General features: G+C 70.1%; 11 protein-coding genes and 3 pseudogenes. 6 read left to right on the top strand and 8 right to left on the bottom strand.

Going from position 1 to position 11,659, the window contains the following annotated elements; translation table 11 throughout:
- Positions 1–123: 123 nt before the first annotated feature.
- From AQJ91_RS25340 to AQJ91_RS25350, 3 genes are all read left to right on the top strand, one after another.
- Positions 124–1,926 carry a DEAD/DEAH box helicase gene (locus tag AQJ91_RS25340; protein WP_067026035.1) on the top strand — a complete coding sequence of 601 codons (1,803 nt, stop codon included), beginning with the start codon at positions 124–126 and terminating at the stop codon, positions 1,924–1,926.
- 340 nt (positions 1,927–2,266) lie between these two features.
- Positions 2,267–2,908, top strand: a complete 642-nt coding sequence (locus AQJ91_RS25345; RefSeq protein WP_067026041.1) for an IclR family transcriptional regulator — start codon at positions 2,267–2,269, stop codon at positions 2,906–2,908.
- A gap of 76 nt (positions 2,909–2,984) precedes the next feature.
- Positions 2,985–3,776, top strand: coding sequence for a S16 family serine protease (locus AQJ91_RS25350; RefSeq protein WP_067026043.1), 792 nt, complete (start codon positions 2,985–2,987; stop codon positions 3,774–3,776).
- Here the strand turns inward: AQJ91_RS25350 and AQJ91_RS25355 are convergent.
- Both AQJ91_RS25355 and AQJ91_RS53780 read right to left on the bottom strand, forming a co-directional pair.
- Positions 3,773–5,797 (bottom strand): transposase, encoded by a 2,025-nt coding sequence (locus tag AQJ91_RS25355; protein WP_067026045.1) that lies wholly within the window; start codon positions 5,795–5,797, stop codon positions 3,773–3,775. The two genes, AQJ91_RS25350 and AQJ91_RS25355, sit on opposite strands and share 4 nt — an antisense overlap.
- A 272-nt stretch (positions 5,798–6,069) precedes the next feature.
- The gene (locus AQJ91_RS53780; protein WP_159054649.1) at positions 6,070–6,309 is read right to left on the bottom strand and encodes a hypothetical protein; all 240 of its coding nucleotides are present in this window, start codon (positions 6,307–6,309) and stop codon (positions 6,070–6,072) included.
- A 116-nt stretch (positions 6,310–6,425) separates the two neighbouring features.
- Between AQJ91_RS53780 and AQJ91_RS25365 the strand changes: the two genes are divergently transcribed.
- Positions 6,426–6,764 (top strand): transposase, encoded by a 339-nt coding sequence (locus AQJ91_RS25365; RefSeq protein ID WP_159054650.1) that lies wholly within the window; start codon positions 6,426–6,428, stop codon positions 6,762–6,764.
- Positions 6,765–6,771: 7 nt separating this feature from the next.
- Here the strand turns inward: AQJ91_RS25365 and AQJ91_RS25370 are convergent, their stop codons facing one another.
- The 6 genes and pseudogenes from AQJ91_RS25370 to AQJ91_RS25385 all read right to left on the bottom strand — a co-directional run bounded on the left by AQJ91_RS25370 (position 6,772) and on the right by AQJ91_RS25385 (position 10,078).
- On the bottom strand, positions 6,772–6,972 hold the full coding sequence (locus tag AQJ91_RS25370; RefSeq protein ID WP_067026049.1) for a hypothetical protein: 201 nt from the start codon (positions 6,970–6,972) through the stop codon (positions 6,772–6,774).
- Between the two features lie 13 nt (positions 6,973–6,985).
- Positions 6,986–7,570: an ArsR/SmtB family transcription factor gene (locus AQJ91_RS25375; RefSeq protein WP_067026050.1), complete on the bottom strand. Its 585-nt coding sequence runs from the start codon at positions 7,568–7,570 to the stop codon at positions 6,986–6,988.
- 146 nt (positions 7,571–7,716) lie between these two features.
- A complete protein-coding gene (locus AQJ91_RS25380; RefSeq protein WP_407696912.1) occupies positions 7,717–8,541 on the bottom strand; it encodes an ABC transporter permease in 825 nt (274 codons plus the stop codon).
- 23 nt (positions 8,542–8,564) lie between these two features.
- Positions 8,565–8,765: pseudogene (locus tag AQJ91_RS55975) on the bottom strand (polyamine ABC transporter ATP-binding protein); the annotation flags it as partial.
- Positions 8,758–9,402: pseudogene (locus AQJ91_RS49965) on the bottom strand (ABC transporter permease); the annotation flags it as partial. The pseudogenes AQJ91_RS49965 and AQJ91_RS55975, both read right to left, overlap by 8 nt.
- 181 nt (positions 9,403–9,583) lie before the next feature.
- The gene (locus AQJ91_RS25385; RefSeq protein WP_067026053.1) at positions 9,584–10,078 is read right to left on the bottom strand and encodes an Lrp/AsnC family transcriptional regulator; all 495 of its coding nucleotides are present in this window, start codon (positions 10,076–10,078) and stop codon (positions 9,584–9,586) included.
- Positions 10,079–10,205: 127 nt separating this feature from the next.
- Here AQJ91_RS25385 and hppD point away from each other — a divergent pair, with 127 nt between their 5' ends.
- A complete protein-coding gene (gene hppD, locus AQJ91_RS25390) occupies positions 10,206–11,360 on the top strand; it encodes a 4-hydroxyphenylpyruvate dioxygenase (protein ID WP_067026055.1) in 1,155 nt (384 codons plus the stop codon).
- A 92-nt stretch (positions 11,361–11,452) separates the two neighbouring features.
- Positions 11,453–11,650, top strand: a pseudogene (locus AQJ91_RS57835) (Teichoic acid biosynthesis protein C (Precursor)); the annotation flags it as partial.
- Positions 11,651–11,659: the final 9 nt, after the last annotated feature.

The following is an 11,659-nucleotide window of genomic DNA, read 5'->3' on the forward strand; positions in this document are numbered from 1 at the left end:
GCTGTGACGTGGGTCCCACCCACGGGTTACCCGGCCTCGTCCGAGCGTTGACACCATCCCGGCGCCGGTAGGGTGGCCCGGTTGTCATACGTAGCCGAGCCGCCCAACCCCCCAACGGAGACCGTGACTACCACCGCCGCCAGCGCTGCCTCGCACTCGCATCACCTCTCTCCCGCCTTCCCCGGCCGTGCCCCCTGGGGCACCGCCAGCAAGCTGCGTGCCTGGCAGCAGGGGGCGATGGAGAGGTACGTCCAGGAGCAGCCGCGTGACTTCCTCGCGGTGGCCACGCCCGGCGCCGGGAAGACGACCTTCGCGCTGACGCTGGCGTCCTGGCTGCTGCACCACCACGTCGTGCAGCAGGTGACCGTGGTCGCGCCGACCGAGCACCTCAAGAAGCAGTGGGCGGAGGCGGCCGCGCGGATAGGCATCAAGCTGGATCCCGAGTACAGCGCGGGGCCGCTCGGCAGGGACTACCAGGGCGTCGCGGTCACGTACGCCGGTGTCGGTGTGCGGCCCATGCTGCACCGCAACCGCGTCGAGCAGCGCAAGACCCTCGTGATCCTCGACGAGATCCACCACGCCGGTGACTCGAAGTCGTGGGGTGAGGCGTGCCTCGAGGCCTTCGAGCCGGCCACCCGTCGCCTCGCCCTCACCGGTACGCCCTTCCGGTCCGACACCAACCCCATCCCCTTCGTGACGTACGAAGAGGGCAACGACGGCATCCGGCGCTCGGCCGCCGACTACACCTACGGATACGGCAACGCGCTCGCCGACCACGTCGTCCGGCCCGTCATCTTCCTCTCCTACAGCGGCAACATGCGCTGGCGCACCAAGGCGGGGGACGAGATCGCCGCGCGGCTCGGCGAACCCATGACCAAGGACGCGATCAGCCAGGCCTGGCGTACGGCCCTCGATCCGCGCGGTGAGTGGATGCCCAGCGTGCTGCGCGCCGCCGACCAACGGCTCACGGAGGTCAGGAAGGGCATCCCGGACGCCGGGGCGCTCGTCATCGCCTCCGACCAGGACTCCGCCCGGGCCTACGCCAAGCTCATCCGTGAGATCACGGGTACCAAGGCGACCCTCGTGCTGTCCGACGACGCCGGCGCGTCCAGCAGGATCGACGAGTTCAGCGGCAGCAACGACCGGTGGATGGTCGCCGTACGGATGGTGTCCGAGGGCGTCGACGTACCGCGGCTCGCCGTCGGGGTGTACGCCACCACCATCTCCACGCCCCTCTTCTTCGCCCAGGCCGTCGGCCGTTTCGTACGGTCCCGGCGGCGCGGCGAGACCGCCTCCGTCTTCCTGCCGACCGTCCCCGACCTCCTCACCTTCGCCAACGAGATGGAGGTCGAGCGCGACCACGCCCTCGACAAGCCGAAGAAGGACGGCGAGGAGGACCCGTACGCCGAGTCCGAGAAGGAGATGGAGGAGGCGAACAAGGAGCGGGACGAGGACACCGGCGAACAGGAGCAGTTCGCCTTTGAGGCGCTGGAGTCCGAGGCCGTCTTCGACCGGGTCCTCTACGACGGCGCCGAGTTCGGCATGCAGGCCCACCCGGGGAGCGAGGAGGAGCAGGACTACCTCGGGATCCCGGGGCTGCTGGAGCCCGACCAGGTGCAGCTGCTGCTGCAGAAGCGGCAGGCCCGGCAGATCGCGCACAGCCGCAAGAAGCCGGACGCCGAGGCCGATCTGCTCGAACTGCCCGCCGAGCGGCGGCCGGTGGTCTCGCACAAGGAGATGATGGAGCTGCGCAAGCAGCTCAACACGATGGTCAGCGCGTACGTCCATCAGAGCGGCAAGCCGCACGGGGTGATCCACACGGAGCTGCGGCGGGTGTGCGGCGGGCCGCCGAGTGCCGAGGCCACGGCGGGGCAGTTGCGGCAGCGGATCGCCAAGGTGCAGGAGTGGGCTACCCGGATGCGGTGACGCTGTGCGCCGGCCAGAGGGTGCGGCGTGCGGGTTGTGTGCGGGGGATGTGCGCGCGGCGTGCGCGCGCCGTACATATCGGGGCAAACGGAAGTACTCCGTCTTTGCTACTGCCCGGATTCTGGACGGAGCCTTCCGCTCAGCGAACCGCCTTCGCTACTGTCCCGCTACGCACACGCCCCGTGGCAGCGCCGCCGCGGAGCGCAGCCGTGAAGCGACGCGGTCCGGACAAGCCCGGGCCGCGGGCCGATCGGCGGCCTCTGAGGCGCGTCACTGACGGGACTTGGTGACGCATCTGCCGCGAGGAGACCGCCGACCTCACCACTAAGGAGTGGGCGTCGTGACCGCGGAGACCTCCCAGACGCTCGACCGGGGACTACGTGTCCTCAAACTGCTGGCCGATACGGACCACGGGCTGACCGTCACCGAGCTTTCCAAGAGACTGGGCGTGAACCGGACCGTCGTGTACCGGCTCCTCGCCACGCTGGAGCAGCACGCACTCGTACGCCGTGACCTGGGCGGCCGTGCCCGGGTCGGGCTCGGCGTGCTGCGGCTCGGCCGGCAGGTGCATCCGCTGGTCCGTGAGGCCGCGCTGCCCGCGCTGCGGTCGCTGGCCGAGGACATCGGGGCGACGGCGCATCTGACGCTGGTGGACGGGGCGGAGGCGCTGGCCGTCGCCGTGGTCGAGCCGACGTGGACGGACTATCACGTGGCCTATCGGGCCGGCTTTCGGCATCCGCTGGACAAGGGTGCCGCGGGGCGGGCGATACTCGCCGCGCGGCAGCAGCCGGTGGGGGAGCCGGGGTACACCCTGACGCACGGGGAGCTGGAGGCCGGGGCGAGTGGGGCCGCGGCGCCGTTGATCGGGGTCACCGGGGTCGAGGGCAGTGTGGGGGTCGTGATGCTGGCGGACGCGGTGCCGGAGCGGGTGGGACCGAGGGTCGTGGACGCGGCTCGGGAGGTTGCGGAGGCGTTGCGCTGACGATGGTGCCCGGAGGGCGGCATGGGCTGCCCTCCCGGCACCTGGCCGGAAGTCACCCTCACGTTAGATTGACCCCGTGCTCTCTCGCCTCACGCGCCCCCAGGCCCTCGCCGTCTGCGCTCTTCCCGTCGTGGCTCTGCTTGCCACGGTGGCCTTCGCGCCGCTGCCGTTCTCGTTGACGCAGCCCGGTATGACGGCGAACGTCCTCGGCGCGAACAAGGGAACCCCGGTGATCACCATTTCCGGTGTCCCCACCCGGGACACCAGTGGGCAGCTCCGTATGACGACCATCGAGGCGACCGGGCCGGACGCGGACGTGCAGTTCGGGGATCTGATCGACTCCTGGTTCCGTACCGACCGTGCGGTCATGCCGCGTGACTCGGTCTACCCCAGCGGGCAGTCCACCAAGGAGATCGAGCGGCACAACACCGAGCAGATGCGGAAGTCCCAGGACGCCGCGACCGAGGCCGCGCTGAACTACCTCGACCTCGACGGCAAGGACATCGACGTCACGCTGAAGCTCGCCGACGTCGGCGGCCCCAGCGCCGGGCTCCTCTTCTCCCTCGGCATCGTCGACAAGCTCGACGGCGACGGCAGAGGCGGCGACCTCACCGGTGGCCGCACCATCGCCGGTACGGGGACCATCGACGCCGACGGCACGATCGGCGCGGTCGGGGGCGTGGCCCTGAAGACGCAGGCCGCCCGGCGGGACGGGGCGACCGTCTTCCTGGTGCCGAAGGCGGAGTGCGGCGATGCGAAGGCCGAGCTGCCGAAGGGGCTGCGGCTGATTCCGGTGACCACGCTGAAGGGTGCGGTCAGCTCACTGGTGGCGCTGGAGAAGGGGACGGGGTCGGTTCCTAGCTGCTAAGACTTATCCCGTATGTGTGTACGGGGGCGGCCGGTGTGCGGTCGTGTCGTTCCGGCGTGGGCCTTGGGCCGCTGGGGTGCGGGTCGGGTCTCATCCGGGGTTGCCACGGTGCAGGGTCCGGCATTTCGCCGAGCAGAGGCCGTCCGTTGCCGGGGAAGGGTGTTCCCGCGGGGATCGGCTGCCGCGCGGGTCCGGCCCGAGGGCGCGGACTTCGGTGCGGTTGACTCGGTCAGGGCTTCTTGCAGCCCTTGGGCGAAGAGGATCTGGGCGGCCCGGGCGCGGGCGTGGTCCAGGCGGGCGGTGGCGGGGTCGTCGGGGTCGGTGAGGGTGGTGAAGGCGGCCAGGGCAGCGGAGACCAGGTCGCGGTCGCCCTTCAGTCCGCAGCCGCCGTCGGCCGGGTCACAGTGATGGGCGCGCCGGCGCAGGGACTTGGTCACGCGTCGGCCGCACAGGCAGTGCTGGGACAGGGCGGTGGTGAAGGTCGAGGCGCGCAGGAGGCGTCCGCCGGCGGCCGTGCACTCGGCGGCGAGGGCGGTGATCAGCCGTCCGGGGGTGGTGGCGGAGCAGGCGCGGCCCCACAGGCGGAACCAGGTGCGGATGTCGCAGTCCTCGACGGTCAGGTTCGGGCCGTGGGCGGCGACCAGAGCAGCGGCGGTCTTCTTCGCGCGGTGGTGGGAGGCCTCGGCCGCGCTCACGGCCGCGGCACTGTGGCGGGCCCGCAGATTGCGGTAGCCGGTGCTCACCGTGTCGCGGTGGTAGGCCTGTTGAGGTTCTCCGGTCGCGGTGGTGTGCCGGGGTCCGGCCGGGGCGGTGTGGGCCTTCGGGGGCAGGCCTTGTGCCTGCCGGCGTTCGTCGCGGGCCTTTTGACGCCGGGAGTGCTGGTACTGCTGGGGGTTGGTGGCGCGCCGTGAACGGTCAAGGGCGCGCTGGCGCCCCCGGGCCTTCTTGCGCGCTGTGGCCAGGGCGTCTTGCTCCTGCTCGGTCAGGGTGATTCGGGAGGAGCGTACCGGCCCGTCATCCGGCTCACCGGTGGTGGGCAGGGAGACGACGGCGAGGTTGGAGACGTTGCCGTCCACCCCGCCGACGCGCTGCAGGGCGGCGGCCTGCCGGCGCCGGGTACGGGTGGCGGTGGAGGCGTGGCCTGGGGCCAGGACCATCAGATGGGCCTCATAGGCCCAGCCGCCCGGTGCGGCCGGATCCCGCCGCCGCACCAGGTCGATCTTGTGCCACCGGCTCGGGTCGTTCAGGTAGTGCAGCAGATAGGGCCAGCGTCCGACGCCCTGCGGCAGCCGTACCGGCAGGACCATTTCCCCGCGTCCGGTGGGCCCTCCGGCGAAGACGACGGCCAGCGGCCCGGTGTGCTCGAACCAGGTCGCCGCCCTGCTGCGCGGGCGCCCCCGGGTGTCGGTGAGCCCGGTGGGTACGCTTCCGGTGGGCCGGGCGGGGGCGGGCAGACGGCGCGGCTGGGCCAGTACCCGCATGCCCGGCGAAAGCCCTGCAGCCTGGGCGGGGTTGGTGACCGAGGGCGCCAGCGCCGGGTGGCGGAACGCCTCCAGGTGTCCGGCGAGGGTGCCGTGCAGGCGGAAGGTCTCCCACTTGCGGTCGGTGGTGTGCGAGCGGGCCCGGCCCGGGATGCGGGTGTACTCCCACCAGGTCCCGGTCTTCGGGCGCCCGGCCCGCCGCCCCGATGTGTCCGGGTGCAGGTGCCGGGCCACGCCGGCCCACACTTCGTCGGCCTGGTGCATCACCAACGCCTTCGACACATGATCGCTCAGCCACCCCGAGCGCTCCAGATGCCGATACGCGCGGTGCTCCAGCCCGGTGCGGGACAGGCCCAGTTCGGCCCGCCAGGCCTTCACGTCCCTCTCGCGCCGCACGTCACCGGCCCAGTAGGCGTCCACCACATCCCGCGCATCACGCTGCAGGGCACGTTTGACCGTCCACATCGCTGAAAACAACTGCTCGACCCGGCGGCGGACATCCGCGTCGCCGACGACCAGCGGCAGCCGGATCACCGACACCGGCGCGTCCTTCGCCCGCCGCCACACCTCACCCCGGTTCGGCCCCCGAAACCGCCGCCCCTCCCCAGGAGCAGGAGCAGGAGCAGTTGCAGGAGCAGCCGATGATCGACTGACCACGCTCTCCCCCTCTCCCGGTCCAGCGTCAGCGTCAGCGTCAGCGTCAGCGTCAGCGTCAGCGTCAGCGTCAGCGTCAGCGTCAGGCATAACGTCATGAAGTCAGTTCGGGTTACGGTCAGTTGTATGGAACTTCGCCTCGCCACCTGCCGTTCAGCTCAGTTGAAGGCGTGGACGGGGCTGTCCGGGCCGCAGCTGCACGCCCTCACCCGTTTGTGGCGGCACCGCCCGGACAGCGGGTGCGACCGGCCCTGGTCACTTGCCTCGGTAGCGAACAGCGCGGCCAGTTGCACCGGCTCACCGCCGACCTCGCGCCGCACCTCGCCGCCCTGCTCGGCCCGCCGCCCACCGACCGGCGGGAGCGGTGGCTGGTGGACGGCACCCTCATTCCGGTGCACGACCAGAAGAAGTCGAAGAACTACCAGCGCAGCGTGAACGTGCAGATCGTCTGCCGGGCCCACGACCGCCGCATCGTTGCGTCGTCGGCGACGCCTGGCCGGGCAACCGCAACGATGTGGTGGTCTTCCGGGAGACCGTCGGCAAGACCCTGCCCGATCATCCCCGCGTCTCCGGCGACGGTGGTTATCAAGGGATTGAGCGGATCCGCTCGCCCCGGCGCGGGCCTGACCGGAAGATCATCAAGGACCGGGCCTACCGGCGGTTCCGCAAGCGCCGCGCCGTCGCCGAGCACACCATCGCGCGCCTCAATGACCACCGGATCCTCCGCCAGTGCCGCCGCAAGGGAGAAGGGATCAACCACGCTGTCGCCGGCATCGCCGCCCTGCACAACCTGAAAACTGGAGATCAGCGGCTGACCACAAACCGGCAACTGCCCACAGAAAAGCACGCCTGACCTGGCATTACGGGATATCTCTTAGGCCCGCCATGGTCGGCTTCAGGGGGAGGGCCAGGCGTAAGCCGACTTCCACCAGGGTCCAGCCGAGGCGTGTACGGAGGTCCTGACGGCGCCTCGCCTCGGCCGCGAGGCGATGGGTCTCGGCCTCGGCACGGAGTTCGGCGGCGCGTGCGCGGTGCAGGGCGAGATGGGTCTCGGGATGCATCGGGCAGGGCCTCTCAGTCCGTGCGGATGGGGAAGACGTGGCTGTGGACGCGTACCTGCTCGGCTTCGGGGGTGCCTTCGGGTACGGCCTGTGCACGGTAGGTGTCGACGAGTGCGTGCACCTTCGTGGTGAGCTCGGCGGCGAGTTCGGGCGTCAGCCGTAGGGTCCAGTCGCTCATGTCCGAGGCGCGGTACCACTCCTCGGACCACTCGTGCCTGGTGGCGATGAACGTCGAGAGCTCCTGGCTGTGGACGGTCGCGAGCTCGTGCATGAACACGGCCGCGGCCCCGCGGACCGTCGGATCCGGGTCCAGGAGCAGGGTCTCGTCGAGCTGCACACCCTCGTGCATCGCCCGCCACCACCGCTCCCGCCCCTTGCCCTGCTCCGGCGCGTCCTCGACGAAGCCGTACGCACCGAGTTGCCGCAGGTGGTAGCTGGTCGCCCCGCTGGACTCGCCCAGTTTCGCGGCGAGTTGGGACGCGGTGGCGGGGCCGTTGCGGCGCAGTTCGTTCAGTAGGCGCATCCGCAGGGGGTGGGCGAGGCCGCGCAGGGAGCGGGGGTCGAGTACGCGTGTGGGCCGTTCCTCAGGCACTGGCATGCGTGCAAAGGTAAGCTTGCAAAGGGAGCTTTGCAACAGGTTTTTTGCAGCGAGTTCTTTGCAGCGGGTTCTTTGTCCTCGTACATGCCGTCCGCGTCACCGTTCTTCACGGCCTCCCGCGCGCCGATGGAGCCCTGGATGCTGCCTCACGCCCCCGCCTCCAGACCCCGCGGCCGCAGCAGCAGTTCGGCCACTGAGGCCAGCCAGCCCACCAGCAGTGCCAGCGCCACCGTGAGGACCGAGCCCAGCACCAGCACCGGCATCCGCTGGTTGGTGATGCCGGTCGTGATCAGTACGCCCAGGCCGCCGCCCCCGCCGAAGGCCGCCAGGGTCGCCGTACCGACGTTCAGGACGAGCGCCGTCCGTACGCCCGCCAGGATCAGCGGGACGGCCAGCGGCAGCTCCACCTTCGCCAGGACGCCCAAGGGCGACATGCCGATGCCCCGCGCCGCCTCCAGCAGGGTCGGGTCGTTGGCCTTCAGGCCCGCGACCGTGTTCGAGAGGACCGGGAGGACGGCGTAGACGATGATGCCGATCAGGGCCGCCTTCCGGCCGAAGCCCAGCCAGATCACCAGCAGCGCGAGCAGGCCGATCGCCGGGGTCGCCCGGCCCATGTTGGCGACCGCCATGGCGACCGGGCTGGCTTTCCTGAATGCCTTCCTGGTGAGCAGGATGCCCAGGGGGATCGCGGTGATCAGAACGAAGAACGTGGAGATCACCGTAAGTTCGACGTGCTGCCACAGCGCCTTGGACACCTGGCCGTTCGCGAGGGCGTTCTCCGAGATCGAGTCCAGATCCGTCTGCTCGAACCACAACCAGGTGGCGAGGAGTACGGCGACGAGGAAAGCGGGCAGGAGGGTCAGCTTCTGCCAAGTGATCTTTCTCTTCGGGGGACTTGGCGGCTTCGGAGCGTCCGTCTCCCGCTGCTTCGCCAGCGCTTCTTCCAGCGGTTCCGCCAGGCCCTCGTCCAGGTGCTCGTCCAGCTCGGGAGTAGTCACGCCTTCTTCCCCCCTCCAGCGCCCTCCTGCGCGGCGTGCGTCTGGGGGGCCCAGGCCTCCTCCAGTTCGTGCTGAGCCTCCATGGCCTCGAGCAGGTCGGCCTCCAGCAGTTCGTGCACGGAGTTCATGAGCGTCCACATGCCGACGACGCCCGTGTACTCGCCGTGCGGCCCGGTCACCGCGACTCGCCCCGCGTTGCTCCCCGGGAATGGTCAGCCGTCCGATCAGGACGTACGCGGCGTCGAACAGCAGGGCCAGGACGATGATCCCGAGCGTTCCCGCGAGCACCTGGTTGAGCGCGTTCGCGCTGCCCAGCGAGGCGAGCCCGCGGAAGATCACGTTGCCGAGGCCGGGGCCGGAGGCGTAGGCCGCGATGGCCGCGATGCCCATCAGCATCTGCGTGGAGACCCGGATCCCGGTCAGGATCGGCGGCCAGGCCAGCGGCAGCTCCACCCGCAGCAGCCGGGCGGGCCGGGACATCCCGATGCCCTTCGCCGCGTCCACCAGCGACGGGTCGACGCCGCGCAGGCCGACGATCGAGTTGCGCACGATCGGCAGCAGCCCGTAGAGCGTCAGCGCGATCACCGTGGGCGTGACGCCCAGCCCCACGACCGGAATGAGCAGACCGATCACGGCGAGCGACGGAATGGTCAGAACGGTCGAGGTCGCCGTGGTGGCGAGGTTGCCGGCCCATTCGCTGCGACAGGTGACGACGCCGATCAGGACCCCGAGCGCGGTCGCCACGACCATGCACTGGAAGACGGCGCTCGCGTGCTGGTAGGCGTCGGTGATCAGCTGCTGGTGACGGTTGCCCAGGTACTCCCAGAAGGTCACGTGCGCTCACCCCATGGCTAGTGCCCCAACAGGCAACGTTCGCCCCGTCGCGACGCCCGGCACGCATCTCGCCGCACCGGCCGAGAGCCCAAGTACATCCAGTACGAGGACTTCCGGCCGGCACGCCGAGAGCACGCACCGGACGCCGCTCCTTGACGGGCAAACGCTGCCTGCCGGGGCACTAGGTCTCCCGTCCCTCCGCCGCCTGCGCCCCCAGTGCCGCCTGCTGGACCAGTGGGATGATCCGCAGCGGAACGGGGTTCTCCATGACGATCGCGGTGGAGGCCCGGACGATCCCATCGAAACCGACAACCCGGTCGATCACCCGCTGGAGATCGGCGTTGGAGCGGGCCACCAGCCGGCACAGCATGTCCCCGGTCCCCGTCGTCGTGTGCAGCTCCAGCACCTCCGGCACGGTCGCCAAGTGCGCCCGCACGTCGGCGCCTTGCCCCTGCCGGATCTGCAGCGTCGCGAAGGCCGTGACCGGATATCCGAGCGCCGCCGGATCCACCTCGGGACCGAACCCCCGGATGACGCCATTCGACTGAAGCCGGTCGAGCCGCGCCTGCACCGTCCCGCGCGCCACCCCCAGCCGCCGGGACATCTCCAGCACCCCGATCCGCGGCTCCCGCGCCAGCAGCACGATGATCCGCCCGTCCAGATGATCGATCGCCACGACAGTCACCTTCCAGGGTGGTCATCCTGTACACAGAGCCCGCAGATACGGGCATACAGCTGAACAGATTGCCCAGCGAAGACGCAAACTGTTGCGCAGCTTGCAGCATCGGAGCGAGGCTGCGCCCATGGCCGTATTCTCTGCGAACACACACCACACTCCCGACACCGCCCGGCAGGCCGACCCCTTCCCGGTCAAGGGAATGGACGCGGTCGTCTTCGCCGTGGGCAACGCCAAGCAGGCGGCGCACTACTACTCCACCGCCTTCGGCATGCGGCTGGTCGCCTACTCCGGACCGGAGACCGGCAGCCGCGAGACCGCGAGCTACGTCCTCGAGAACGGCTCGGCCCGCTTCGTGTTCACCTCGGTGATCAAACCGGCCACCGACTGGGGCCGCTTCCTCGCCCGGCACGTGGCCGAGCACGGCGACGGCGTCGTCGACCTCGCCATCGAGGTCCCGGACGCCCGCCGCGCGTACGCCTACGCCCTCGAGCACGGCGCCCGCTCGGTCACCGAGCCGTACGAGCTGAAGGACGAGCGCGGCACGGTCGTCCTGGCCGCGATCGCGACGTACGGCGAGACCCAGCACACCCTGGTCGAGCGCACCGGCTACGAGGGCCCCTACCTCCCCGGGTTCGTCTCGGCGTCGCCGATCGTCGAGCCGCCCGCCCAGCGCACCTTCCAGGCCATCGACCACTGCGTCGGCAACGTCGAACTCGGCCGCATGAACGAGTGGGTCGGCTTCTACAACAAGGTCATGGGCTTCACGAACATGAAGGAGTTCGTGGGCGACGACATCGCGACCGAGTACAGCGCGCTGATGTCGAAGGTCGTCGCCGACGGCACGCTCAAGGTCAAGTTCCCGATCAACGAGCCCGCCATCGCCAAGAGGAAGTCCCAGATCGACGAGTACCTGGAGTTCTACGGCGGCGCCGGCGTCCAGCACATCGCGCTGAACACCAACGACATCGTGCAGACGGTACGGACGATGCGGGCGGCCGGGGTCCGGTTCCTCGACACCCCGGACTCGTACTACGACACCCTCGGAGAGTGGGTCGGCGACACCCGCGTGCCCGTCGAGACCCTGCGCGAGCTGAAGATCCTCGCCGACCGCGACGAGGACGGCTATCTGTTGCAGATCTTCACCAAGCCGGTCCAGGACCGTCCGACCGTCTTCTTCGAGATCATCGAACGGCACGGCTCGATGGGCTTCGGAAAGGGCAACTTCAAGGCCCTCTTCGAGGCGATCGAGCGGGAGCAGGCCAAGCGCGGAAACCTGTGAATAACCCGTAGAACTTGCAACCGACGTAGGAGAGTTGGCACTCCCCCGTCCTGTGGGGTGCCAGGGGGCGCCCCCAGGATCCGGGGGAGACCATGAAGGCGAAGACGGACGTGCGCTTCGACCTGACCACACCGGCCGAGCGCTGGCTGTGGAAGAAGGGCACGCTCAAGGAGCCGACGGTTCTGCAGTCCTTCGCCTTCGACGAAGTGCACAAGCGCCTCTACGTCCGTCAGGTCACCCGCGGCGGCGGCGAGGCCGGCGACCTGTGCCTGAACCGGCTCGACCACGAGGGCAACCGC

Origin of the sequence: Streptomyces dysideae, assembly GCF_001514305.1 — a bacterium.
GTDB lineage: Bacteria > Actinomycetota > Actinomycetes > Streptomycetales > Streptomycetaceae > Streptomyces > Streptomyces dysideae.

Excerpts from the sequence above, each read along its gene's own strand:
- AQJ91_RS25370 (WP_067026049.1), bottom strand. The coding sequence starts at position 6,972 with ATGCATCCCGAGACCCATCTCGCCCTGCACCGCGCACGCGCCGCCGAA.
- AQJ91_RS25375 (WP_067026050.1), bottom strand. The coding sequence starts at position 7,570 with ATGCCAGTGCCTGAGGAACGGCCCACACGCGTACTCGACCCCCGCTCC.
- hppD (WP_067026055.1), top strand. The coding sequence starts at position 10,206 with ATGGCCGTATTCTCTGCGAACACACACCACACTCCCGACACCGCCCGG.